Raw genomic sequence first — 24,514 nt, 5'->3', positions numbered from 1 at the left:
GCCGGTCACAATGTGCGGTATCGCCGGCGCTCGGACAAGGCAACTTCCGATCGGGCGAATGCTGGCCACGCCCGCTTAAGGTCGAACAAAAGGCCTTCGGGCTGCAGCAACGCTTCTACCTCAGCAGCGGCCATGTCCCGATATGACTGATGAGGTACCGCAGCGAACACCACGTCATACGTACCCTTCAGCGCGTCTTTTTCCAGAACCACGCCATATTCGTGCATCGCTTCTGCAGCGTCAGCCATGGGATCGTGGACGGTTACCTTGTGCCCGAGCCACTGCAGACGCTGAATGACATCATATACTTTGCTATTGCGAAGATCGGGGACATCCTCCTTGAAGGTCAGTCCCAGCACCAGCACGCTGCTCGAGCGGCCGCCCAATTGATCATGCATACTGTCCGCAATCCATTGCCCCATCTCGTCATTAATCTTGCGGCCTGCCAGAATGACCTGCGGATCATGGCCGAGCATCTCGGCACGATACGACAAATAATAGGGATCGACACCGATGCAGTGCCCCCCAACCAGCCCCGGAGCGAAAGGCAGGAAGTTCCATTTGGTCCCCGCTGCCTCGAGTACGTCCCAAACCGAAATGCCTTCTAGCGAGAATATGCGGGCGACTTCGTTCATGAAGGCGATGTTGATGTCGCGCTGGGCATTTTCGATGACTTTGGCCGCTTCGGCAACTTTGATGCTGGGTGCTTCATGAAGTCCAGCTTCGACAATCGAACCATATACCGAGCGCACCCGATCCATGGTTGACGGCGTGTCAGCCGCTACAATTTTCACGATGGTTTCCAGACGACGCACCTTGTCGCCCGGATTGATACGTTCCGGACTGTAGCCCAGGAAGAAATCCGTTCCGGCTTTCAGCCCCGAACCCGCTTCGAGCAGAGGGCCGCAAATGTCTTCGGTAACGCCGGGGTAAACGGTTGATTCAAACACAACCACGGCATTTTTTTGCAGATGAGGCGCGATCATATTGCACGCCCCTTCGACAGGGCCGAGGTCAGGTTTACGCATCCCATCGATAGGCGTCGGCACGGTAACAATGATGAAACTCGCACCGGAAAGGATTTCCGGACTGTCGCTAAACCGGATGGTCGAACGCTGCAGGTCGGCATCAGCAACTTCACCGGTCCAATCATGCCCATCCGCTAGGGCTGCCACGCGCGACGCGGAAATATCGAAGCCGATGACATTGTCATATACGCGCGCCAAAGCGACTGCCACCGGCAATCCGACATAACCCAAACCTACTACGACAATTTTTTCCTGTTGGGGCGTAACAGACATCAACAATGGCTTTCTATGGAAGAGAGGGCTGCTCTAAACGATTGGAAGGAGAAATGGTTATCTTAATTCGCTGATTATCGCATCATTGACAATTTTTACATTGAAACGGGTCTGAGCAATTTCCAGTGATTTAGCCCCCATGCTGCGGCGCAGTTCTGCATCGACGGCCAGCTTTTCCATTGCCAGTGCTAATGCGCCTGCGTCAGCAACGGGTACCAGAAATCCATTCTCGCCGTCGACCACGGTCGCGCGGCAGCCCGGCGCGTCGGTTGTGATCACGGGCCTCCCCATTGCCATCGCTTCGAGAGACGAACGAGGCGTCCCCTCACGATAACTGGGCAGCACATAGACGCTCGCCTCCGCGATTGCGGGCCGCACATCTTCGAGGGAACCCCAATAATCGATCGTACCTGAACATAGAGATTTGACGTCCTCGACCGAAATGCCATCAGGTCCTTCATCACTTGGACCGACGAGGATGAAACGCGCCTCCGGATATGCGGAACGCACCTTTGCGCAGGCAGAGGCAAATTCCCTGATCCCCTTGGCGCCAAGTAGGCGCGCAATCATAAGGAATATGGGCGTGTCCGGTAATGGCTGTGGGCCATAATGATCAAGGTCAACACCGGACCCGTTGATCATGCATATCCGGGCTGAAGCAGGCAAAATTCCGGCTTTGCGAAAATCGGCCAAATCATCCGGGTTCTGAAAAAAGACCACCCTGTTCCGAACCAGCGCCAAGCGATAAAGCGAGCGGGCAATGAACTGAACCAACGCCTGCAAATGCCCCTTGGGGCGCGCGAATGCAAAGCCCAGGCCCGTGATCATTGACGCTGCGGGAACCCCTGCCAAACGTGCCGCAAGGCTGCCCCAGATGTTTGGCTTGATGGTATAATTCAAGATGTGATCTGGCTGAAGTTTGGACACCAGTCGAACCATGGACAGCAGATATTTGAGGTCGCCGAATATCCCGAGGCCCGATCTCGATAAGGGCAATTCATGAACCTGGGCACCAAGCGCCTCCACGAGACTGCGGTCGAGGGGCCGGAACGCCGGGGCGGAAACATGTACTTCGAACCCATCGGCCAAAAGATCGCGGATCAAAGGCCCTCTGAAGTTGTGCAAAGACAAGGCCAGTGAGGCGTTGATCAGGATTTTTGGCACAAGAGGTCCTTTTGCGTGTTCGCTTGGCCCCGTAGCAATGTCTCTTGGCGCGGTCTATAATTGGTCTATATCCCCGACCATGCTCAATACATCTTTAGCGCCCTGGCCCTGCTACTCGAATGAAGAGGCCGAATACATCCGCGATGTTCTGCTTTCCAATCGCGTCAATTATTGGACGGGGCAGGAAGGCCGGGAATTCGAAAAGGAATTCGCCGCCTGGACTGGGGTGCCCCATGCTATTGCGCTTGCCAACGGGACAGTGGCGCTGGATCTCGCATTGAAAGCCTGCGGTATCGGGCCGGGCGACGAGGTTATTGTTACGCCCCGAACATTTATTGCGTCGGTATCCGCGGTTGTGAATGCAGGGGCGACACCCGTCTTCGCCGATGTAGACTATGAAAGCGGCAACATTTCCGCCGACACAATATCTGCTGTGCTTACAGACCGAACGCGATGCATTGTCCCAGTGCATTTGGCCGGCTGGCCGGCAGATCTTGATGAGATATTGGCGCTGACCGCCGGCAAAGACATCAAGATCATCGAAGATTGTGCGCAGGCACATGGCGCACAAATCAACGGGCGAAGCGTCGGCACGATAGGCGATGTGGGCGCCTGGTCATTCTGCCAGGACAAGATCATGTCCACTGGCGGCGAGGGCGGCATGGTCACCACTTCGGACGCTGATGCTTGGTCAAAAATGTGGTCATTCAAAGATCATGGGAAAGATTGGGATGCCGTTTACAATCGGCAGCATGCGCCCGGCTTCCGCTGGGTTCATGAGAGTTTCGGTACCAACTGGCGCATATTGGAATTTCAGGCTGCCATCGGACGCATTCAACTGCGCCGCATGACTGAGTGGACCGAACGTCGAACATTTATTGCAAAACGCATAGCCGCAGCGCTGGCACCTTTTGCCCATGCGGTGCGCGTCCCGGAGCCCGAAGCGCGCTTCAAACATGCCTATTACCGGCAATATGGCTATGTCCGCACGGATGGCCTCAAGGATGGATGGAGCAGAGACCGTATCGTTGCCGAATGCACGGCACGTGATATTCCGGTCTTTCATGGCAGCTGTTCGGAAGTCTATCTTGAAAAGGCATTTGATGGAACGCCTTGGCGCCCGACCGAGCGGCTTCCCGTTGCCCGGGAATTGGGCGAAACAAGCCTTATGTTTCTTACCCACCCAAACCAAAGCGATGAGGACATCAATCGGGTGTGCAGCGTGCTTTCGGCGGTGGTGAGCGAGGCTTGCCGCTAAGACCGCTGCTCAGCCTTTGAGCAAAGGCTTGGCAGGGTTGCCGACAACTGTCGCGCCGGGCGGGACGTCCTTGGTGACCACCGCCCCCATGCCAATTACCGCCCCTGCGCCGATTATCAGAGGCTTTTCTGGTGTGCCTTGCTTCAAAATCGCCCCGGTTCCGATATATGCGTGGTCCTCAATTCGGACGTTGCCGTTGCACTTTACGCTTGGAGCGAAAGTAACAAAGTCGCCGATAACGCAGTCATGAGCCACATAACTGTAAATATTTGCGTGGAAACTCGCGCCTATCTGAACGTCAGCAGTGAGCATGACAAATGGCTGCAAGATTGCACCTTCACCTAAATTCACGTTGTCACCCATGACGACATTATCGGCGGAAACCGTCAAAAGAGACACGCCGGCTTGTTGGCAGCGCTCCGTGAGCGCCTGCCTGACCGCCGAGTTCGCGATCGCTATCGAGACGGATCGCCGTTTTGCTGGTCTGGCGAGGAAATCGTCCCAAGACAAGATGTCGTAGGTGCCATAGTTTTGATTGGTATCGCTGGCATCATCGATGAAAACTATGTCGACAAGACTGGTATCCATACATGAGCGAATGGTAGGCAGAACCTCCCTGCCAAAGCCGCTTGCACCGTAAATTCCAACGAGCTCTTTCATTGCGTGTTCCCTTCGAAAGGCGGCATTGTGACATCTTCGGCCGCATTTACGCCATCCCGTTTCAGAACCTGCGTGATTGTCTTGAATAAAATGTGAAAGTCCAGGCGAAGACTGGCATGATCTACGTACCAGACGTCGAGGTCAAATTTCTGTTCCCATGACAGGCTGTTGCGCCCATTCACTTGGGCCCACCCGGTAATTCCGGGCCGCACCTCGTGCCGGCGTCGCTGATGGTCATTATAGAGCGGAAGATAGGACATAAGCAGGGGGCGCGGACCCACAAGGCTCATGTCACCTCGAAGCACATTCCACAATTCGGGCAACTCATCGAGGCTGCTCGATCGCAGCCAGCGGCCAAATGGCGTCAGACGCTCGGCATCTGACAGTAGGGCCCCAGACGGGTCGCGAGCGTCGGTCATTGTCCGAAATTTCATCATCCGGAACGGTTGGCCCGCTTTGCCGGGCCGTTCCTGAATGAAGAGCACCGGCGATCCGAGCCGTGACCGGACAAGCAGCGCAAGAACAACCAGAAATGGCGCGCATCCGATAAGCAGCGCTCCGCTTACCAGCACGTCGACCAGTCGTTTCATATACTTACCAGCTCAGCCCTTGTCTGCGCCATAGCCATAGCCATAGCCATAGCCATAACCATAGCCGGCCTGGCGCTGCCGGAGCTTCGTGAGCACGAGGCCAAAAATATGGGCATGGACGGACTGGAGGCGACCCAAGGACGCCTTGATGCCGCGTACGGCAACACCCTCGGCCTCAGCTACAAAGATGCAACCTTCGACAGCCCGAGCCAGAAGCGGCGCATCGGCAAGGCCCAAAATGGGCGGCGAGTCGATCACGATATGGTCAAAGTTTTCCATCAGTTGCCTAACCAACATCAACATGCGGTCGCTGCTAAGCAATTCGGCGGCACTGGGAGGCGTCGGCCCTGCAGGCATCAGGCTAAGACCCTTAACGCCGGTGTCCAAAATCAATTGGCGCCAATCATTCTCTCCGGCGAGGAAATTGCTCAGCCCCATAGTGTTCGCCTGCCCAGTAAACTGGTGCATCGAAGGCGAACGCATATCGGCATCGAGCAGGAGCACTCTCTTCCCGGTCCGCCCCAATACCGTCGCAATGGCAAGGCTCGATGTACTCTTGCCCTCTGCAGGACGCGTACTCGTTACCATTAGAGAGCGGGGTACGCCGTGGTCGGTGGAAAATGCGAGGTTTGACCGCACACTCAGATAGGCTTCGGAGAGTATCGATTTTGGATCTCTCAGCAGATCGAGTGCATTCTCTTCTTCCGTATCGGGGATGCTGCCCAACAGCGGCACCTGCAATACACGGCTGATTTGCGTCGGATCTCGAAGCCCTTCGTCAATCTGGTCCAGCGCAAAGGTGGCGACCGCTGCAATGCCAAGTCCAAGAACGAGCGAGAGCAGAAGGTTCAATGGCAAATTGGGAGAGGACGGATTATCGGGTACCTTGGCGGTATCGACAATTGCCACATTATTGGCGCCCACACCCGCAACGCCGATCTCCTTATACCGCTGCAGCAGACCATCATAAAGTTCGCGGTTGGTGTCAGCTTCACGCTGATAGATGTTATACTGAATGCTGTCGCGCTGCTGGCGGTTCATCTGGTTCTTCAGATCATTGACCTGACTCCGCAAATCCGCCTCGCGCTGCAGAGCTTCCCGATATTCTGATGAGCGGCTGGCAAGAACGCGGCTCTCTTCACGCGTGATGCTGCTATCCAAAGCGCGCATCTGCTCGGCCAGTGCTTTCGCTGCAGGATAATCTGGCTCAAACTGCACAAGCAGCTTGGCATATTCTGCAGCCACTTCTGCACGCTTCTGACGAAGCTGTGCGATGGCAACATTGTTGAGCGATTCGACATTGGCCCCACTGTTACGCTGTTTTGCCTTGCTTTCAGCGGCGATGCGCGCGGCTGTTGCTTCCGCCAAAGCACTGTTCAATGCTTCAAGGTCGCTAGAGACCAAAGTCCGTTCGACTTCAGTCCTGCCGTCAATGCTCTTACTTTTGCCCAGTGCCAAAATGCCTTTTGTTTCGGCATAGTTCACAAGATCGCGTTCAGACGTCTCAAGCCTTGCCCGCAGGTCAGCAAGGCGCCCTTCAAGGAATTTGCGCGCGTCTGCTGTCGAAGCAAAACGGCGGTCCATACTTTGAACGATAAACTGTTCAGTCCAAGTGTTAGAAATCTGCGCCGAGAGCGCAGGCGACGCACTGGTGTAGCTGATGTCTACGAGCGCTGATCCACGAATGGGAGCAATCGCCACATTCTCCATCAACAGGTCCACCGCAAGCTTTTCTCGCTTCTGTCGATCACCCTGACTTAAGGGCTGTCCGGATTGGTTCCCAAAAAGTGCATTGTCATCAGGGCTCACGCCATGTGCTTCAAAAAAAGCATCGTTGCTGGCAAGTCGCAACTGCCGTGAAACGCGCTCGGCAAGCGAACGCGCCTGCAACAGCGAATATTGCGTCTGGTAGAATTCGAGATCGCGGCCGGCATCCTGGGATTCCAAGCCTTCAATCGATGTGACCTTTTTCTGGTCGCGGCTGATTTCGATCCGGGACGTCGCAGTATATTGCGGCGTCGCCAAAAGTGTCAGGACAAGACCAAGCGCAAAAGCAGCGGCAACGATACCGGCGATCAACCATTTCCACCGCACGACAACTTGCCAATATTGCAGCAGGATCGGCGGCGCGAGGCCAGCCTGCCGGTCTGTTGGCACATTGCCTTTCGCGGGCACCGGCTGACTTATCGCTAGTGCCGGGGGCGTGGTTTGAAGCATTTCCGTCCTTGTCTCGATAACTTAAGTGCTTGTGTTCGCGACCAACATAGCTTGGCAGGCCGTGAAGCCACCCGAATTTGTCTGCGGGCTAGCCGAAAGCCTCTTTCAGTTCCACCCTTTTTCGATGTACTGCTATATGGGCAGCCGCTGATAGTCATGCTTGCCAAGCAGTCACGTTAAACTTACTGCGTCTGCTCAAGAAAAATACAAATACTATAGCCGCTTGAGGTAACAATTTGTCAAACACAGGACATTCGGACGGCAGGCCAGCGCCCCAGTTTTGGATACTGGCCGCGTTTCTGTGTCTTGTCTTTGCCACTGGTGGTGCGTCACGCATTGACGTCCAATCGCTGATCATTTTGCGGCCCTTGTCCGTGATTGCCTGCGCAGTCGCCTGCGTAACGTTGCGCCCCGAGCATTTTGCCGGTCGCTCATGGATATTGTGGGGCTTTGCAGGCGCGGCGCTATTGGCCCTGCTTCATGTCATTCCATTGCCACCAGCAATATGGCAAGCGCTACCGGGCCGTGAAGATTTGGTTCAGGTCGACGCTCTAATTGGGCTTGGCGACGTTTGGCGTCCCCTGAGTATTGCCCCTGCCAATGGGTGGCACGCCCTCCTTTCACTCGCCACGCCATTGGCCGTCATACTTATGGCCATCCAACTCAATCGGCATGATCTGCTTCGCCTGTTGCCTCTGCTGATTGCATTGGCTGCCCTGTCTGGTTTCATCGGATTGCTGCAGGTTATCAGCGACCCCGAAGGTCCGCTGTATTTTTACCGGATCACCAATAATGGGTCGGCAGTGGGGCTGTTTGCCAACCGCAACCATGCAGCAACGCTGCTTGCCTGTTTGTTTCCAATGCTGGCCGTCCATGCGTCGACCGCCACCGGCACAGACGACCAAATAAAGAGCCGCATACTTATGGCAGCCGCAATCGCCATTGTGGCTGTGCCTCTGATATTGGTTACAGGGTCACGTTCGGGACTTGTAGGAGCAGCTATTGGCTTGATCGCGGCGACATTGCTTTATCGAAAGCCGGTGGAAAGCCGCAAGGTCCGGCGCGGAGACAAGACGCGCCGCATCGGCGCGGCGCCGATCCTGATCGCGCTCGCCGTCTTGTCAGTTGGCTTCCTGACCGTATTCTTTTCACGTGCGGTCGCGATCGACCGTCTGTTTGAAGAAGCGTCGGATGTCAGTCGGGCAGACTATTGGAAAGTATCGCTCGGTCTTTTCTGGAAATATTTCCCATGGGGTTCCGGCTCCGGTTCCTTTGTAGAGGCCTTCCAGATTGCCGAGCCGGATAGCATTTTGATCGCAGTATATGCCAATAGGGCACATAATGACCTTCTCGAAACTGCACTCACATTCGGCGTGCCAGGTCTCCTGATGGTTGGGGCAGGCGCATTGTTTTTGGCTTTGAGAGCCTATGCCGTGTGGAGGCAGATGGATGGTTCACGACGTTCGGTGCTGTTGGCGCGCGCAGCGTCTGTAATGATCGGCATCATAGCTATTGCCAGTCTCTCTGATTATCCGCTTCGGACGCCTACGATGATGGCGGTGTTGGCGTTGTGTTTGTTGTGGCTTGCCGAACCAGCGCGGCGCAGCGTTACTGATCAGACTTTTGGCGGACGTGAGAGTTAAGATGGCACGGAGCAAAAAGAAAACAACCAACTGGCTGAGCCGCATCAAGGCCGTTGGCGTGGCCAGGTTGCTGATCTGCGTAATTGCAGGGTTGGTAGGCACATGGCTTGCGCTTGCTCTTGCAATATCCGGTGTTACCCGCATCAAGGCTCCAGCCGCAGCGCTCAGCTTTGTTGCCAGTGACAGCGTCGCGCTCGCGTCGCGCGCTGACCAAATGTTCTTCGCGAGCCCTAAGGCGCCGCCGCCCGAGGTGACGAAACTTGCCCGTGAAGCCCTTGCCAATCAAGCAATCAATGCGAAGGCTTTGCGTGTTTTGGGCTATGTCGCTGAGACCAAAGGCGACAGCGTCATGGCTGAAAAATATGTTCGGATGGCAGCCAAGCTGTCGCGTCGCGAGCCGGGCGCACAATTGTGGCTGATCGAAGCTGCCGCTCGCACAGGGAATATCCCGCAAACCTTGGTTCATTATGACATTGCATTACGGACCAAGCCGGACACACAGTCCATTCTCTATCCCAGACTGTTATCCGCGATTGACGACAAAGATATACGCACCAACCTCAAACCCTATATTCGGGCCGGAAATGGCTGGGGAGCAAGTTTTCTGTTCTTCGCCAATTCCAATAGCCAGAATCTCCCTGCCTTGGTTGATTTGATCGTGGAGACGGGAGGCCTAACAGATCCCGAAACCGCCAAGAATCAGGAACTGGGGTTGCTGGGGCGTCTCGTGAATGAAGGCTTTTTTGACCAAGCGCGCAGACTGTACCTTCAACTCCCCGGCGCGCGCGCGGTTCGACTGACAAGTACAGCATTTGATGCTAGCGATATCGACGATAGCTTGGGCGCTATGGGCTGGACCGTGTCGGATGATCCCGATGTTGGCGGTGCCTTTTCTCGCACAAGCGGCGACCGACAGGTGATGCTGTCCTTATTCGCAAACTCCGCGACGACCCGAACCGTCGCGAGCAAGCTCCTCTATCTGAAACCTGGACGTTATGATTTCAGGGCCCAATTGAGCATGGTCAATCAAGGTGTAAGTGGATTCATCAAATGGCAATTGCGCTGCCCATCCGTCCCCAGCTTGGGCGCGATCTGGTCAGTCCAGAATAGCGCACGGTCAACCAGCAGCGAATTGTCAGTCCCTGTGTCCTGCCCAGTCCAGTATCTCGATTTAATCGCATCGGGCGGCAATGGGCAAACCGGCCTCGAGGCGACCGTTGCTTCGGTTGCGCTAGTCGCTGCCAGACAATAACCGCCATCAAGAGAAGTACATGACCCAAAAACGCATCTTCATTACCGGCAGCGCCGGGTTTATCGGATATCATCTGTCCCAACTGCTATTGTCGCAGGGTCATCAAGTCGCCGGCTATGATGGCATGACAGACTATTATGACGTACGCCTCAAGCAGCGTCGGCATGCCATGCTCAACCAGCATGAGGGTTTTGCTGCAACTGAAGCCATGCTCGAGGATGAGGAACGGGTGAGCGATGCAATCGCCGCGTTTGAACCTGATGCAATTGTGCATCTCGCGGCGCAAGCCGGTGTGCGCTACAGCATCGACAACCCTCGCGCTTATCTCGATGCGAATATTGTCGGTACTTTCAACGTGATGGAGGCAGCAAGAAAGGCCAAAGTCCAGCATTTGCTGATGGCTTCGACGTCAAGCGTATATGGCGCCAATACCGAGATGCCTTTCACTGAAACCGAGCGGGTTGCCACACCACTCACCTTTTACGCCGCGACGAAGCTCGCAAATGAGGCAATGGGCCACAGCTACGCCAACATCTACGCTCTGCCGGTGACAATGTTTCGCTTCTTCACGGTGTACGGCCCATGGGGTCGGCCGGACATGGCACTATTCAAGTTCACCAAAGGGATTATCGAAGGCACGCCAATCGATATCTACAATAATGGCGATATGTGGCGCGACTTTACATACGTAGAGGACTTAGTGCGCGGCATTGCCGGCCTGATTGATGCCGTTCCGCAACGTCCGGAGAGATCCGAGGAGCTGCCCAGCGGGGACAGCCTTAGCCCGGCAGCCCCCTTTCGCGTCGTGAATATAGGCAATTCCGATAAAGTGCGCTTGCTCGATTTCATCGAGGCGATTGAAGACGAGATCGGGACCAAGGCAATCCGCAACTATATGCCCATGCAGCAAGGCGATGTCCCCGCGACCTGGGCCGATGCATCGTTGCTGCAAAACCTTACCGGCTACAAACCCCAAACGCCATTTAGAGATGGTGTTGCGAAGTTCGTCGAATGGTATCGCGAATATTATAACTGCTGATCAGCGTCCCTGCCGATTTATGACGGCCACTTATCTGGAGCCCATCAAATGCAAAAATCTCAAGGATTTACATTGACTAACCGGCGAGACTTAAATCTTCAGACCTAATAGCAACCCGGGTATTTTTGCCAAGTATATCAAGGAGTATCCAGATCCGTTCATTGGACCCGGAATGCTCCACAGTGCCAATGAATTCTGCAAATGGGCCATTCGTCACCCGCACAAGATCACCCCCATGCAGATAAAGTGGCGGTAGCAGCTTACCGAATGGATCGCAGCGTCGCATCAAACCGGCAATCAAATCTAGAGGAACTTGGGCAGGTTTATCCTCGGCTAAGCCGACCAATCGACTAACGCCTATCGTACTGTTGACCGTTCTCCACCTAATGATTTCGGGGTCAAAGCTGACAAAGAGGTAACCCGGGAACAACGTCTTACCCGTATTGATCAGTTTGCTCGCCTTTCGGACGGTCAATTCCTCAAAAGGCATAAATATATTAATACCTTGCTGCAGCAAATTGCGCTTGGCGATAGTCTCGGAATTTGGCTTAATTTGCGCTACAAACCAAGGATGCTTAAAATCTAAAGCGGCTTGGGAGGCTTCGGCAACCTTTTCGTACATTGCCAAGTGTCATTATTATCAAAGTCGGCAGAGTCAATTGAGATTAGTTATAAAAAAGAATATCAAAATTAGCATGAAAATGACCTGCAGCTTTGGAATATGATCTATTTTGATAGAAAACGCCGCAAAGGAACCGGACGGAAACGAAGCGAAGCAAATTATGTTCAACCGAGATCGGAGAGGCCTTTTCAAATCTCCAAGGACTCAATATACGTTCAAGTGTGAACGACGAGCCTGGGTTCGATCGCAGACTTTTCAATTCAAGGCAAGTGGATCGCCACTTGCCGTGCGGTAGCTTTTTCCCAAACCCCTTGGTGGTATCCTATGGCTAGTGACAAGATTGTACAGCAACGCGAAGACTTGCATTTCAAGGTCCTGCGCCTCCTGGAAAGTCAACCTGACCTATCACAGCGCAAGATCGCCGAAGAGGTGGGCGTGAGCCTTGGTGCAGTTAACTTTTGCGTCAAAGCGCTGATAGACAAGGGACACATCAAGCTCGCTAACTTCAAAGCGTCAAAAAGCAAACTCGGCTACGTCTATGTCCTGACGCCGAACGGCATTGCACATCGGGCTAGACTTGCAGCGCGTTTTATTGAACGCAAGGCAACTCAATACGAGGCTATCCGTGCTGACTTGGAACAGCTGCGCAGCGAGCTTTTGGTAGATTTGCGCAACTTTCCCCGCGACTGAAGCGTTGCAAACCAACTGGCAAGATAAATGGCCTACCGCAATATTCATTCTTAAGAGTTCGGCCGTTAGGGCATGTGTTGGCCAAAAAAATCTTGGGGCCTTCAGCACCCAAAACTATCCATAGAAACAGCTAATGCAAATTAGGATAGAGAGAGACGAATACCTTAAAACTGCTGCGCCAGCTTGAACGCAAAAAAACACTGGATGAAAGCGCCAGGCTGATGAGACCCCTCTAAATCGCCGTCGATGATGTTCACAATTGCATAACCAACCAGACGAATATGCCAGACGTACAATTAGTTTTTGAGGCATATGGCGCTCGCGGCTAAGTTGCATTGAACCGATGTCTTACCCTTACTTATTTTTGATATCTTGGAATAAATAATCATGGTTACTTCATTTCGTGTCTTATCGGTATTCGGAACAAGACCCGAGGCAATCAAAATGGCGCCAGTAGTGAAGGCGCTTGCTGCCGCCGATCAAATCGACTCCCGTGTGTGCGTAACAGCGCAGCATCGAGAGATGCTCGATCAGGTTCTTGAACTCTTTCAGATTATTCCGAACTATGATCTTGACCTCATGAAGCCGGGGCAAGACCTGACGGATCTTACGGCTAATGTGCTCTATGGGCTTAAGCCCGTTCTTGAAGACTATCGCCCTGACCTCATATTAGTCCACGGGGATACAACAACAGCATTAGCTGCATCACTTGCTGCCTATTATCAACGCATTCCAGTTGGCCACGTCGAAGCCGGCCTCCGCACCGGAAATATCCTATCTCCTTGGCCAGAGGAGGTGAATCGGAAGGTTGCAGGTGCAATCACGCGGCTTCATTTCGCGCCAACAGAGCGCTCACGTCAAAACTTAATCGCCGAAAATGTCCCCTCTGATTATATCCATGTCACCGGTAACACGGTGATCGACGCGCTTAAGGAAGTCGTCGCACGAATTGAGAGCGACTTAATCCTAGCACAGAATCTGGATGCAAGACTACCACTTGATCCTTCACGAAGAATGATACTTGTCACTGGTCATCGTCGCGAAAGCTTTGGCGGTGGCTTCGAGCGGATCTGTGGCGCATTGCGACGTATAGCTAAGCGGACTGATGTAGAAATCATTTACCCTGTCCATCTTAATCCAAATGTGAAAGGGCCAGTTGAAGCGCTACTTTCAGGGCTTTCCAACGTGCGCTTGATCGAACCGCAAGATTACCTTCCGTTCGTATATCTCATGTACCGTTCAACTCTGATTTTAACTGATTCCGGGGGCGTCCAAGAAGAAGCGCCTACACTTGGAAAGCCAGTTTTGGTTATGCGTGACACCACGGAGCGCCCCGAAGCATTAGATGCAGGAACGGTGCGCCTCGTTGGAACTAATGAAGATTTGATCGTCTCTTCTGTAAATAGCTTGCTTGATGATCAAGCGGTTTACGACGCGATGAGCTTTGCGCACAATCCTTACGGTGACGGCTTTGCCGCCAAGCGTATCATAGCGAGCATTCAAGCAAACACAGACAATCTCAACTGCCCTGGAACTTAAATGGAAAATCAACTATCTGTCCGTAGGATTTCAGTCATCGGGCTCGGCTATATTGGTTTGCCGACCGCGGCGATGTTCGCGTCCCGAAAGATCGAAGTGATCGGCGTCGACGTAAACCGTAGCATTGTCGAAACGATCAATCGCGGCGAGATCCACATCATTGAACCAGACCTCGATATCGTCGTGCAATCCGCGGTCTCACAAGGTTACCTGCGCGCCACGACCATACCCGAGGCGGCTGACGCGTTCCTGATTGCGGTGCCAACACCGTTCAAAGGCGAGAATCACGAGCCAGATCTGAGCTACATCGAAGCCGCATCGCGAGCCATCGCGCCCGTTCTCAGATCAGGCGATCTGGTAGTTCTCGAATCAACGTCTCCGGTTGGCGCAACTCTTGCGATGGCCGACTGGCTCGCCGAGGCTCGACCTGATCTGTCCTTCCCACAGAAGGTTGGTGAGGGATCAGACATTCGAATTGCGCATTGCCCGGAACGTGTTCTGCCCGGCAAAGTGATGCAGGAGTTAATCACAAACGACCGTATAATCGGCGGCATAACCCGTCGCTGTTCACGAGAAGCTGCTTTACTCTACAAGATGTTCGTGAGCGGCGATTGCATAATTGCAGCCAATCCACAGGTCGCCGAAATGGCTAAACTTACGGAAAATAGTTTTCGCGACGTCAATATCGCTTTCGCTAACGAGCTGTCACTGATTTGCGACACATTGGATATCAACGTCTGGGAGCTTATCTCGCTGGCAAACCGCCATCCGCGTGTTAACATTCTACAGCCCGGCCCGGGCGTTGGCGGCCACTGCATCGCAGTTGATCCCTGGTTCATTGTGTCATCGGCGCCTGAACACGCACGGCTCATTCGCACTGCACGAGAGGTGAACGACGCCAAGCCCAAATGGGTGATTGAAAAGGTCACGAGAGCGATCGGCGCTGTCTTGATGAGCAACCCCGCACGCTCAGCATATGATGTGACGCTAGCGATCTATGGCCTGGCCTTCAAGCCAGACATAGACGATTTACGCGAAAGTCCTGCTCTGGAAATCGCGCGCGATCTGACCTCTACCATTCCTGGCGCGATCTTAATTATCGAGCCAAATATCAAGACGCTGCCGTCCGGACTTAGCAAAGCTCGATTGGTTTCTTTTGCAGATGCTGCAAAGGCTGATATTCATGTAATGCTTGTAGATCATCAATCATTCAAATCCGTACCTGCACCTGCGGGGCTAATTGTGGACGCTAGAGGTGTGTGGTCATCTAATATTGAATCATAATCGCGTCTCCTTGGGATATCGGGGCGGTAGCTCTCGTACCGAAGCAAGAACACAATTCGGAGCATTTGCGAATTTTGTGGCCACGCTAATTCTAACCCACAGATTAGTCAGAATTAGATATTCGAGATTTAACGTCTTTCGAACGAAGCAGGAAGCCCAGTCCGATGAGTAAAATGATCGCCAGAATGGACAGCCATTTTTATCCGGCCGTGAACGGTAATTGGGATGACCAAATATTTGCGGAACGTATCCATGCCGTCCTAAGGGCCAATGACAACGTTCTCGATCTCGGCGCCGGGGCAGGCATTATTGCTGTCATGAACTTCCGCGGTAAAGCCAGACGCATCTGCGGGATCGACCTCGACCCTAGAGTGATCGATAATCCTTATCTCGACGAGGGACAGGTTTGCGATGCTAATTCCATTCCCTATCCTGATAACAGCTTCGACCTAATCTTTTCTGACAATGTGTTCGAACATCTCGAGCAGCCGGAACTGGTCTTGAAAGAAGCCGCGCGCGTCCTCAAGCCCGGCGGCCGTCTGCTTTTCAAAACCCCAAACCGCTGGCACTATATGCCACTGATCGCAAGGATGACGCCTCACCGCTTCCACCAGTTCATTAACCGACTACGTGGACGGGACGAAGTCGACACCTTTCCGACCGTATATAGAGCAAACACGCCGCACGATGTGCAGGAATTGGCTAATCGTAGCGGATTTGTTGTTCGAAGGGTGGAATTAATCGAAAGTCGACCGGAGTATTTGCGGATCACCGCAATGAGCTATCTTTTCGGCATAGCTTACGAGCGCCTAGTCAACTGCTTTTCTGGACTGGCCCAATTCCGTATCCTGCTGATTGCGGATCTTCAGAAGCCTACTTCCGAAACCCCATGAAACGACTGCGCGACGCGGCCCGTCTATGGCGCACGGTGAGGCATCTACGTCCTGTGCAGATTTATGGGCGACCGTTGTTCTGGCTGGCTCGACCGCAGCCAGACCTTTCAACAGCGCCGAAATTGCGGAAGCAGTGCGGGAGTTGGCAGGTTCCAGCCCGACGCGCACCCAGCCTTATAGCACCGCAATGTTTCTGGTTCCTTAATGAAGCGGGCAGTCTTGCCGAGCTGGGGTGGGACAATCCGGCAAAGGCCAAGCTATGGCGCTACAATCAGCACTATTTCGACGACTTGAATGCCGAGGCATCCGAAGAGCGACTTGGTTGGCACAAAGTGCTAATGCGCAAGTGGATCAGTGCGAACTTGCCCGGCCAAGGCTCCGGATGGGAACCATATCCGACATCACTGCGGATCGTGAACTGGATCAAATGGGCGTTAGCCGGCAACGCCTTGCCTGAAGAAGCAATCGCCAGTCTTGCCGTTCAAACCCGCTGGTTGGCTCGCAGGCTGGAATGGCACCTTCTCGGCAATCACCTCTTCTCCAACGCTAAAGCACTCATCTTCGCAGGCTTATATTTCTCAGGAAAAGAAGCGCAAAGTTGGCTCGAGTGCGGCCTGAACGTCCTGAAGCGCGAGATCTCCGAACAAATAGGGCCAGATGGCGGACAATTTGAGCTAAGTCCAATGTATCACGCCTTAGCCCTCGAAGATATGCTTGACCTCATCAACATAGCTAAAGCTTTCGGGCGAAAAGATCTCGTAACAAGTTGGCTTACGCACGTTCCATTGATGCTGCGATGGCTGCAGGTGATGAGCCATCCCGACGGCTACCTCGCCTTTTTCAATGATACAGCGTTCGGCATCGCCCCCAGCAATACAGAACTCTCAGGCTACGCTCGCCGTCTTGATATAAAGACAAAAGAGATTGTGCCCGCGCTGACGCATCTGGAAAGCAGCGGGTACGTCAGAATGGAAGTCGGCAAATTTACCCTACTGGCCGATCTTGCGCAGATTGGACCCGACTATCTCCCCGGTCATGCCCATGCCGATACACTGAGTTTCGAACTGTCTTGGGCCGGACACCGCATCTTTGTGAATTCGGGTATATCCGAATACGGTACCGGACCAGAACGACTCCGACAGCGGGGAACAGCAGCTCATAACACGGTAATCATAGAAGGACACAATTCGTCTGAAGTGTGGTCTGGGTTTCGAGTTGGCCGACGCGCCAAACCGCTAGCAGTCACCGTCGGTGTAGACGGGAGCGGGGCTCAGTTTGCGCAAGCGGCACATAACGGATACCGGCACCTGCCGGGACGACCACTTGTCACTCGTCATTTCGAACTGAAAAAGTCCCGCTTGCTCATCATAGATACTATCAGTTCGAAGGCACAGTGTGAGGCCCGGTTCCATTTGCACCCCTCGGTCATTGTTACTTCGATAACTGAGGATTGCGTTTTGCTCGAGGTACCCGGCGGGCAGCAACTGCGACTGCTAAGCTGCAGTGAGCCGCTTCGTCTTGAAGGCTCAACGTGGCATCCAGAATTCGGCGTCAGCATCCCAAATTACTGCCTCGTCCTTCCCATACATGCCGGTCGCGCTAGCCTGAGCGTAGAAAGTAAATAATCGCATGCATGGCGATCCTTATCCTACACGGCGCCAAAGGCGATGCGGTTGTGAAACTTGTTCAGCACTGTATCGGCATGATTTTGGAATCAGAAAACCGAATTAAACTAGTTGAACCTCGCTTTGTGCTGCACGAAGAACGAGTAACTCACTCGCACTACACTTGAACGCGAACTCAATTCGCTAGTCGAACAAATTTTTGATTTTATAAAATTCATACCCTACATTCTAGACACAACGAAATTTAATACAAATAAAATTCAATTTTGTCGAATTATTGCCATCTTTTATTGAATGGTCTGCATCTATCTTGATAAATTTACGAAAAATTGTTGCAAATAAATATTTAAGCAATGCGACATCTGCTGTCGTAAATGTTTTAATATCAACTATAATAATATTTTGTGCCGCGCGGTTCTTGTCTCTTGAAGAGCTCGGAACCTACTTTCAAGTTTTGCTTATAACTCAGATAGTTTCTGTTTTGGTAGACTGCGGACTTCGCTCATCTATCATCCAAGAAGCGCCGCATGTGTATCCGCCTGAGAGCGGGCAACTCCAAACCTATTATCTCGGGCAAGGAGTTGCTCAGGCACTTGTAGCGATCATGGGTATCGTTTTGCTAATCGGATTTTTTTCGCAGAGCATGGCTACTCCCACGCGCAACGCTTTCCTATTGTCCATACCTTGTATAGCTTTAAATATCCTATTTCAAAATGGTACCATCATCAAAATCGCAGATGGAAAAGCTGCCGACTCCGCAAAAATTTTAATGAACGCCGAAATTCAACGGTTAATTTTATCAATTTTGGCACTTTTTAGTAATTATAAGCTAGAACTTATTTGTTTATCATGGCCCATAAGTAGAATTACTGGGATTTGGAATTATTTATTTTTCATATAAAATAAATATTACTGCATTTTTCTTTATCGATGGTATAAAAAATTTAAAACGGATATTTATTCGTTATGCTAGCATTTATGCAACCTCTCTTCTATCTTTAATGCAGATGAAAATTGTAGATGTATCCCTTCTTTCATTTGGTGGAAATGTTTCTCATCTTGCTATATTTAATCTCGCGTTACAAATACCATCCGTTTCATTGAGAATATTAGATCCCATTAGGCCAATACTGCAAAGGAAATTTGTTGAAGAAGATTTCGATATTAGGTCATTCAAAATTGCATATTACTCTCTTCTAACCATGTCATTTCTGATCTCTTCCAGTCTCATAATTCTTGGCCCCGAGATAAATATATTATTGTACGCTGGGAAGTTAGATGGTTCAACGGATGTATCCTGGCTGTTGTCTATATGGCTCGTGCCCTCAGGAGCGAACCTACTTATGGCCACCGCATTGATTGCCCGGGGGCACGGTAGGATAGTGCTATATTTTGCTGCAGCGCAAATTTTTGTAATGATTGCTGGAGCATATTTCCTTGTTCCTTGCTTAGGTGCCAAAGGCGCAGCAGCAGCAATGCTGGCGACAGCCATTCTGGGAGCCGGCCTTTCTGGGACGGCATTAAAGCTCTACATGGAGGTTGACATGAAAAATCCAATGATCTTAGGCATTTCTGCGTGTGGCGTCCTCTTCACACTTTGTTTCGCAATGACCATTTGGGCGCCCGCGCTGTCTTTTAGGATCGTAGTTTTAAGCGTTTTGACCGTTTGTATAGTACTGGCATTCGCCACAACTTTACGAAGCCTGGTGCGTCGATAATATATGGTTTTGATGACAGAATACTGCTTTAAGCTGTGGCAACACCTAAAAGGCGGCGCCCGAATAGACAGGCACCCCCAATATCAAACATCAACGCCAATCAAGCTCGATCAGAACTCAACAAAACTGAAACTCATACCCTCAGTGAATACCGGATTTGGCCAATAAATTCTAAAAAGATTCAACAATTATGAGCATGTCACTTTTATTAAGAAAATCGAAGAAATTGGTCGTAAAGGGAACCAAGTGGTTTGCATTTTTATTTTATTACTCACTGGCTAAGCGTCTACCGATCAGTGGCTATCCAGGAGGAGGCGTGGCTCGCCAACTTCGCTTCGCGGCCGCCAAGCGCCTCTTCCGTTCTTGTGGCGCCGACGTCAATGTTGAGAAAGGTGCAGACTTCGGTTTTGGCGATGGAATTTCAATTGGAAGTAGGAGCGGAATCGGCGTCGATGCTTGGATCAGAGCAGAAATAGAAATAGGGTGCGACGTTATGATGGGACCGCGTGTTATTATCTACGGTAGAGATCATATCTTCATAGACATTAATAAACCTATGAACCAACAAGGCATGGGGGATTATAAAAAAATATACATTGAAGATAATGTTTGGATTGGTGCTGGAGTAATAATCCTATCAGGGGTGCGTGTAGGAACTGGAGCGATAATTGGCGCTGGTACTGTTGTTACCAAAGATGTACCAAAAAATGCGATCTTTGTAGGTAACCCTGGTAGGCTGGTACGCACGCGGTGCGTGAATATAGATAAGCAAACGATAAAATGAACATTCTCTTTGTAACATATCCGCATGTCGGGCTGAATGAAGGTGGACTTCATATTCAAATCCGGGAAACTGCCTCAGCCCTCACGTCCCTTGGTGTGAACGTCAATTTTTATAACCCTTGGCATTACTATGATCCACGTAATTTGGATACTTGTCATGTATTTTCCTTAGACCCGAGCGGTTTGGCATATGCACGGCACTACGCTCGCAATGGAGTGCAGGTGATTGTATCTCCAGTGTTCAATATAACCTCTCAAACCGACAAATTCTTCGGCGCAAAGGTAAAGCTTAGCTCTTTCGTTCCTGGTTTTTACAAAAATATTTCTGCGTCGGCATATCTCTTGTCCTTAGCTGACAAAATAATATGCCTCACTGAGCAAGAGCAGCATTCCCTAATCGAATTTTTCGACGTAAACCCATGTTCAACCACTATAATCCCTAATGGTGTGTCGGAAAATTTTCTTAAGGCGAGTCCTGATTTCTTTCGTGAGCGATATAAAAAAGAAAAGTTCATTTTGCAGGTTGGATCCATCGAGCCGAATAAAAATCAACTTGCATCTATTCAGGCTTGTAAAGAATCTGGTCGGGATTTGGTACTCATTGGTAGGCCGCACCCAGAGCACATGGCTTATTACGAACGCTGCAGAACGGAAGGTGGTGATAGGGTCACATTCTTGGGATACGTCGGCCATGATGACGAGCTCCTATACTCAGCCTATGCAGCAGCATCTTTGATGTTGTTACCGAGTTTTCGCGAGGTTATGCCATTAGTCCTACTGGAAGCCAATGCAGCGGGCCTTCCCGTTCTAGTGTCCGAAACAGTGCCCGTACATCCAAGTTGTCAGGCTGGTCTCGCTGGACGCTTCCCCCCAAACAACTGGAGAGCTCTAGCTTATGCGATCTCAGCGTGTACGATGGAACGATACGGCTGCAATCAGAGCTTGATATGGCAAACGGTCGCAAAACGCATCTTGGCCTGCTATGCTCAATAAACAGTACGTAAAATCTCCTGATAATAAAGAAAAAATCTTGTATTTTAGTCAAAAAAGTGCGCCATGGAAATGGAGAGAAACGTATTTTCTGATTTCTGCATGGATATTAATATTCATATCTTCAATAACTCAATTACCAAATACAATAATATACATATTTATTTCCATAGTTTTTTATATTAATTATTTAAGTGCGAAAGCAGGAATTGCTCTTTTAATAATTATAATGCATTCACCGAGCGCATCACTACTCATACCTGGTGGAGCTTTTTCATGGGCGGCCGCGGCTTTATTGCCGAGAATATTTATTGAGATAACAAAATTAAATTTCATAAAAAACTTCCGATATCCATCCGTAATTTCAGCAATTTTATTTTCATTATATGCGCTTTTAACTTTTTTCTGGCTCGAAGATTCAACATATTTTTTTAAATATGTTACATTTTATTGGCAGGCTGTTTTGCTTTGCCTGGCGGGAACGGTGCTTGTTGCGCGATCAGGCACCGCCAAGACATTAATGGAGGTCTGGGCGATGGCTGCTGGCAGCGCCCTTTTCGTTAAATTCACACATGTCACGCTCGGCCCTGACACCTTTCTGTACGGACTGATGGCAGACGCGGTAACTGCTAGCGATGTAGCAATCGAACAACGGGTCGCCATTTTTTCAGCGGGCAGCCTTGTGCCGCGTCTCATTTGGCCAGGTGACGAGCCAAATTATGCTAGTGCGCTTTTGACAATCGGGTTGGCTATTGCACTCGCACTCGCGAGGTCGCAACCTGAACGGAGATTAGGATGGCTCCTTTGCTCCGCAGCGATCATCGTTCAAATTGCCGGCTCATATAGTCGGTCGGGAATGTTGGCGGCAACTGCACTATTATTTTACCATGCTGCTAGGGGTGGCAAGGTTTTTGGCGGCTTCAGCGTTGTGGCGGCGATTGGAGCGCTGATAACTTATTCTCTTTATCCCCCATTTCAAGAACGATTGGCGAGCATGCTAAACGACACGTCCGGCACTACTGGCGAGCGTTATAACTTATGGGGCCTTGCGGTGGACGAGTGGAGCAACGCCCCGTTTTTTGGAAACGGTTTGACCTCATACTTCGTTCATGTTGGATGGGCTGCACACAACACATATATCCAAATTCTTGCTGAAACTGGCATTGTTGGCCTTATTCTGTGGCTTGCTGTGCCTTTATTCACAATTCAAAGAGCCCTCCATGTGGCTGTCCGCTCGAGTGTTTCCAGCGAACGAGGTTTCCTCTTGGATCTATCATTGGGATTTGTATCAACGCTTCTAATTGCAGCAACAATCACAATACATGACGTGAAGTTCTTATGGTTTGCATTAGTACTATTGTTGATACACGCAAATCAGACGCAATTGTTATCTCAACAACAGGAAAGATCGCATGTACAGTCCGCTTGAAAGGACAACCGTCGCTTTTTTCATACCGGAGTGGCTAGATTTACGGCATCCGGTCGTTCAATCGCAGATAGTGTCGTTATCGGAGACGCTTGATGCATTGGGCGCCACAACTGCAATCGTCGGTTGCTCAGCCAACGCCGGCCTAAACAACGCGCAAGATTGCCAAGCTAGAGGCGATAAAATATTGCTCATGAAGCCCATACTGCGACACATGGGTGCGATAGGAATGGTTATCCGTTGCTTATGGGGCGCCCTACGGGCTCGTGAATTCATTAGCTCAATCGACGCCACACACGTATATGTGCGATCTGTTTTCTCCGCTTTCGCTGCAATAATAATATTCCGCCCACTAGGCGCGACTATTGTTTTCGATGTAAGATCGATCGTCAGTGCCGAAGTCAAAGGAAATAAATTTAAATCACAGTTGCTAGTTTTATTTGAAGATTTCAGTTTACGACGAACAGATAAATTGTTGACGGTTTCATTATATCTTGAACGTTTCATTAGATTACGCAGTAGGCGCAGCGACATAGCGGTTGTTCCTTCATGTCCTGATCTCGATATGTTCCATTTTTCTGTAGCCGACAGAACATTCTTGCGAAAGAAATTTGAATTTAGAGATGAGCATATCGTAGTTTGTTACTCAGGAGGACTGGCGCATTGGCAGCGGATTGATGATACTATCAACCTGTTCGTTAAGTTATCTGAAAAAGATGAAAATTTTAGATTTCTCATAATATCTCGTGACTTAGACATTGTATCGTCAAAGTTAAAGGACTCAGGTATCGACGAGGTTAAGGTCAAGGTTGTTAGCGCCGATTTCGCGAAGGTCCCCGCATTTTTGTCGGCAGCAGACGTTTCAGTAGTACTTCGCCATGACGTTGAGCTAAATCGTGCAGCGAGCCCAATTAAAGTTGGGGAATATCTTGCTTGTGGCCTCCCCGTGATATTCAGTCCTTGCGTTGGCGACCTAAGCATGGTTTTTTCTGAAAACCATCTTGCCGGCTATCCTCTTACGGAAATTGGCAGAGATTATGATGCATTGCATCGTTTTTGCAGAATAGCGAAAAAGGATAATAGCAAAGTTCAGGCTAGAAAATTGGCAGAAAAATACTTTGATCGAAGTCGATATGTTGATGATTATATTGGAACATTCGGACTTAAAACTTTGAAAGTTATTCCTCACTCGGGAGATTTATCGTGAAAATAATCATGCTTCTCCATTGCTTAGGAGCATGGTTTCTGGCTCGAAAGGCGACCAAATTGTCGCTTTTTTTTGATTATTCGATCCGACTGATTTTTTGCTGTTGGTTTCCGAGCAGCGTGAAGCATGGAACTGGTTTGGTTTTGGGATATGGTGGCTTGGGTATAGTCATTCACGGTGACACGGAAATCGGCGATAACGTTCACATTGATCAAAACGTAACTATAGGAGGCAAGGCAACGATTACAGGTGTTCCGAAGATCGGGTCCAACGTCTATATCGGCGCAGGTGCCGTTGTGCTAGGTCCGATTATCATTGGGTCGAATTCAGTTATTGGCGCAAACTCGGTTGTACTTGATGATGTTCCGAGCGGGACGATGGTCGCTGGCGCCCCGGCAAAAATCAAGCGCGCCGGAGTGGACTATTTTCATTACCTTCATATTGATTAAACATTAGGCCATCAACGTGCACATAGGTATCATCGGATCGTTTCCGCCGCCCGAGGGCGGTACAACGCTTTTATTGAAGCAGTTGGAAGAGATTCTCAGATCCTTCCCCGGTTTAAATATCGACCGGGTGGAGTTAGCGGGAGGTAGTGGCGGGCCGTTTCAAG

22 protein-coding genes are annotated in these 24,514 nt (G+C 50.9%); 16 read left to right on the top strand and 6 right to left on the bottom strand.

What is annotated here, in order from left to right; genetic code table 11:
• Positions 1-5 precede the first annotated feature (5 nt).
• Together RSE16_03645 and RSE16_03640 are read right to left on the bottom strand one after the other, a co-directional pair.
• Positions 6-1,301, bottom strand: coding sequence for a nucleotide sugar dehydrogenase (locus RSE16_03645; protein WRH76571.1), 1,296 nt, complete (start codon positions 1,299-1,301; stop codon positions 6-8).
• A 57-nt stretch (positions 1,302-1,358) separates the two neighbouring features.
• Positions 1,359-2,465, bottom strand: coding sequence for a glycosyltransferase family 4 protein (locus RSE16_03640; protein ID WRH76570.1), 1,107 nt, complete (start codon positions 2,463-2,465; stop codon positions 1,359-1,361).
• A gap of 79 nt (positions 2,466-2,544) precedes the next feature.
• Between RSE16_03640 and RSE16_03635 the strand changes: the two genes are divergently transcribed.
• Positions 2,545-3,723, top strand: coding sequence for a DegT/DnrJ/EryC1/StrS aminotransferase family protein (locus tag RSE16_03635; protein ID WRH76569.1), 1,179 nt, complete (start codon positions 2,545-2,547; stop codon positions 3,721-3,723).
• A gap of 9 nt (positions 3,724-3,732) precedes the next feature.
• Here the strand turns inward: RSE16_03635 and RSE16_03630 are convergent, their stop codons facing one another.
• Genes RSE16_03630 through RSE16_03620 form a run of 3 tightly spaced genes read right to left on the bottom strand, consistent with a single transcriptional unit; the run spans position 3,733 to position 7,190 of the window.
• Entirely contained in the window at positions 3,733-4,383 is a 651-nt protein-coding gene (locus RSE16_03630) for an acetyltransferase (GenBank protein ID WRH76568.1), read from the bottom strand.
• A complete protein-coding gene (locus RSE16_03625) occupies positions 4,380-4,973 on the bottom strand; it encodes a sugar transferase (protein WRH76567.1) in 594 nt (197 codons plus the stop codon). The genes RSE16_03630 and RSE16_03625 overlap by 4 nt, the downstream gene beginning before the upstream one ends.
• A gap of 12 nt (positions 4,974-4,985) precedes the next feature.
• Entirely contained in the window at positions 4,986-7,190 is a 2,205-nt protein-coding gene (locus tag RSE16_03620) for a polysaccharide biosynthesis tyrosine autokinase (protein ID WRH76566.1), read from the bottom strand.
• A 374-nt stretch (positions 7,191-7,564) separates the two neighbouring features.
• Between RSE16_03620 and RSE16_03615 the strand changes: the two genes are divergently transcribed.
• The 3 genes from RSE16_03615 to RSE16_03605 are packed head-to-tail and all read left to right on the top strand — an operon-like array spanning position 7,565 to position 11,124.
• The gene (locus RSE16_03615) at positions 7,565-8,833 is read left to right on the top strand and encodes an O-antigen ligase family protein (GenBank protein ID WRH76565.1); all 1,269 of its coding nucleotides are present in this window, start codon (positions 7,565-7,567) and stop codon (positions 8,831-8,833) included.
• A gap of 1 nt (position 8,834) precedes the next feature.
• Positions 8,835-10,085: a hypothetical protein gene (locus tag RSE16_03610; protein ID WRH76564.1), complete on the top strand. Its 1,251-nt coding sequence runs from the start codon at positions 8,835-8,837 to the stop codon at positions 10,083-10,085.
• Between the two features lie 19 nt (positions 10,086-10,104).
• Positions 10,105-11,124 carry a GDP-mannose 4,6-dehydratase gene (locus RSE16_03605; protein WRH76563.1) on the top strand — a complete coding sequence of 340 codons (1,020 nt, stop codon included), beginning with the start codon at positions 10,105-10,107 and terminating at the stop codon, positions 11,122-11,124.
• A 76-nt stretch (positions 11,125-11,200) separates the two neighbouring features.
• Here the strand turns inward: RSE16_03605 and RSE16_03600 are convergent, their stop codons facing one another.
• Positions 11,201-11,746, bottom strand: coding sequence for a transcriptional activator RfaH (locus tag RSE16_03600; protein ID WRH76562.1), 546 nt, complete (start codon positions 11,744-11,746; stop codon positions 11,201-11,203).
• A 324-nt stretch (positions 11,747-12,070) separates the two neighbouring features.
• Between RSE16_03600 and RSE16_03595 the strand changes: the two genes are divergently transcribed.
• The 12 genes from RSE16_03595 to RSE16_03540 all read left to right on the top strand — a co-directional run bounded on the left by RSE16_03595 (position 12,071) and on the right by RSE16_03540 (position 24,350).
• On the top strand, positions 12,071-12,436 hold the full coding sequence (locus tag RSE16_03595) for a MarR family EPS-associated transcriptional regulator (protein WRH76561.1): 366 nt from the start codon (positions 12,071-12,073) through the stop codon (positions 12,434-12,436).
• A gap of 387 nt (positions 12,437-12,823) precedes the next feature.
• On the top strand, positions 12,824-13,975 hold the full coding sequence (gene wecB / locus RSE16_03590; protein WRH76560.1) for a UDP-N-acetylglucosamine 2-epimerase (non-hydrolyzing): 1,152 nt from the start codon (positions 12,824-12,826) through the stop codon (positions 13,973-13,975).
• Positions 13,976-15,259, top strand: coding sequence for a UDP-N-acetyl-D-mannosamine dehydrogenase (gene wecC / locus RSE16_03585; protein ID WRH76559.1), 1,284 nt, complete (start codon positions 13,976-13,978; stop codon positions 15,257-15,259).
• A gap of 164 nt (positions 15,260-15,423) precedes the next feature.
• The gene (locus RSE16_03580) at positions 15,424-16,152 is read left to right on the top strand and encodes a class I SAM-dependent methyltransferase (GenBank protein WRH76558.1); all 729 of its coding nucleotides are present in this window, start codon (positions 15,424-15,426) and stop codon (positions 16,150-16,152) included.
• 74 nt (positions 16,153-16,226) lie between these two features.
• Entirely contained in the window at positions 16,227-17,777 is a 1,551-nt protein-coding gene (locus RSE16_03575; GenBank protein WRH76557.1) for an alginate lyase family protein, read from the top strand.
• 277 nt (positions 17,778-18,054) lie between these two features.
• Positions 18,055-18,678: an oligosaccharide flippase family protein gene (locus RSE16_03570; protein WRH76556.1), complete on the top strand. Its 624-nt coding sequence runs from the start codon at positions 18,055-18,057 to the stop codon at positions 18,676-18,678.
• A gap of 106 nt (positions 18,679-18,784) precedes the next feature.
• Positions 18,785-19,495, top strand: coding sequence for a hypothetical protein (locus RSE16_03565; GenBank protein ID WRH76555.1), 711 nt, complete (start codon positions 18,785-18,787; stop codon positions 19,493-19,495).
• A 190-nt stretch (positions 19,496-19,685) separates the two neighbouring features.
• On the top strand, positions 19,686-20,279 hold the full coding sequence (locus tag RSE16_03560; protein ID WRH76554.1) for an acyltransferase: 594 nt from the start codon (positions 19,686-19,688) through the stop codon (positions 20,277-20,279).
• Positions 20,276-21,271, top strand: a complete 996-nt coding sequence (locus tag RSE16_03555) for a glycosyltransferase family 4 protein (GenBank protein ID WRH76553.1) — start codon at positions 20,276-20,278, stop codon at positions 21,269-21,271. The genes RSE16_03560 and RSE16_03555 overlap by 4 nt, the downstream gene beginning before the upstream one ends.
• Positions 21,261-22,697, top strand: coding sequence for an O-antigen ligase family protein (locus tag RSE16_03550; protein WRH76552.1), 1,437 nt, complete (start codon positions 21,261-21,263; stop codon positions 22,695-22,697). Before RSE16_03555 ends, RSE16_03550 begins: the two co-directional genes overlap by 11 nt.
• Positions 22,681-23,901: a glycosyltransferase gene (locus RSE16_03545; protein WRH76551.1), complete on the top strand. Its 1,221-nt coding sequence runs from the start codon at positions 22,681-22,683 to the stop codon at positions 23,899-23,901. Before RSE16_03550 ends, RSE16_03545 begins: the two co-directional genes overlap by 17 nt.
• A complete protein-coding gene (locus RSE16_03540) occupies positions 23,898-24,350 on the top strand; it encodes a DapH/DapD/GlmU-related protein (GenBank protein ID WRH76550.1) in 453 nt (150 codons plus the stop codon). The genes RSE16_03545 and RSE16_03540 overlap by 4 nt, the downstream gene beginning before the upstream one ends.
• The last annotated feature ends 164 nt before the right edge of the window (positions 24,351-24,514 follow it).

Origin of the sequence: Sphingobium sp., from assembly GCA_035196065.1 — a bacterium.
GTDB classification, from domain to species: domain Bacteria; phylum Pseudomonadota; class Alphaproteobacteria; order Sphingomonadales; family Sphingomonadaceae; genus Sphingorhabdus_B; species Sphingorhabdus_B rara.
This window is presented reverse-complemented; position numbering and strand designations above follow the sequence as displayed.

Bases quoted from the DNA above. Each gene is read 5' to 3' on its own strand.
- RSE16_03645 (WRH76571.1), bottom strand. From the start codon at position 1,301: ATGTCTGTTACGCCCCAACAGGAAAAAATTGTCGTAGTAGGTTTGGGT.
- RSE16_03635 (WRH76569.1), top strand. From the start codon at position 2,545: ATGCTCAATACATCTTTAGCGCCCTGGCCCTGCTACTCGAATGAAGAG.
- RSE16_03630 (WRH76568.1), bottom strand. From the start codon at position 4,383: ATGAAAGAGCTCGTTGGAATTTACGGTGCAAGCGGCTTTGGCAGGGAG.
- RSE16_03625 (WRH76567.1), bottom strand. From the start codon at position 4,973: ATGAAACGACTGGTCGACGTGCTGGTAAGCGGAGCGCTGCTTATCGGA.
- RSE16_03620 (WRH76566.1), bottom strand. From the start codon at position 7,190: ATGCTTCAAACCACGCCCCCGGCACTAGCGATAAGTCAGCCGGTGCCC.
- RSE16_03610 (WRH76564.1), top strand. From the start codon at position 8,835: ATGGCACGGAGCAAAAAGAAAACAACCAACTGGCTGAGCCGCATCAAG.
- RSE16_03605 (WRH76563.1), top strand. From the start codon at position 10,105: ATGACCCAAAAACGCATCTTCATTACCGGCAGCGCCGGGTTTATCGGA.
- RSE16_03600 (WRH76562.1), bottom strand. From the start codon at position 11,746: ATGTACGAAAAGGTTGCCGAAGCCTCCCAAGCCGCTTTAGATTTTAAG.
- RSE16_03595 (WRH76561.1), top strand. From the start codon at position 12,071: ATGGCTAGTGACAAGATTGTACAGCAACGCGAAGACTTGCATTTCAAG.
- wecB (WRH76560.1), top strand. From the start codon at position 12,824: ATGGTTACTTCATTTCGTGTCTTATCGGTATTCGGAACAAGACCCGAG.
- wecC (WRH76559.1), top strand. From the start codon at position 13,976: ATGGAAAATCAACTATCTGTCCGTAGGATTTCAGTCATCGGGCTCGGC.
- RSE16_03580 (WRH76558.1), top strand. From the start codon at position 15,424: ATGAGTAAAATGATCGCCAGAATGGACAGCCATTTTTATCCGGCCGTG.
- RSE16_03565 (WRH76555.1), top strand. From the start codon at position 18,785: ATGAAAATTGTAGATGTATCCCTTCTTTCATTTGGTGGAAATGTTTCT.
- RSE16_03560 (WRH76554.1), top strand. From the start codon at position 19,686: ATGAGCATGTCACTTTTATTAAGAAAATCGAAGAAATTGGTCGTAAAG.
- RSE16_03555 (WRH76553.1), top strand. From the start codon at position 20,276: ATGAACATTCTCTTTGTAACATATCCGCATGTCGGGCTGAATGAAGGT.
- RSE16_03550 (WRH76552.1), top strand. From the start codon at position 21,261: ATGCTCAATAAACAGTACGTAAAATCTCCTGATAATAAAGAAAAAATC.
- RSE16_03545 (WRH76551.1), top strand. From the start codon at position 22,681: ATGTACAGTCCGCTTGAAAGGACAACCGTCGCTTTTTTCATACCGGAG.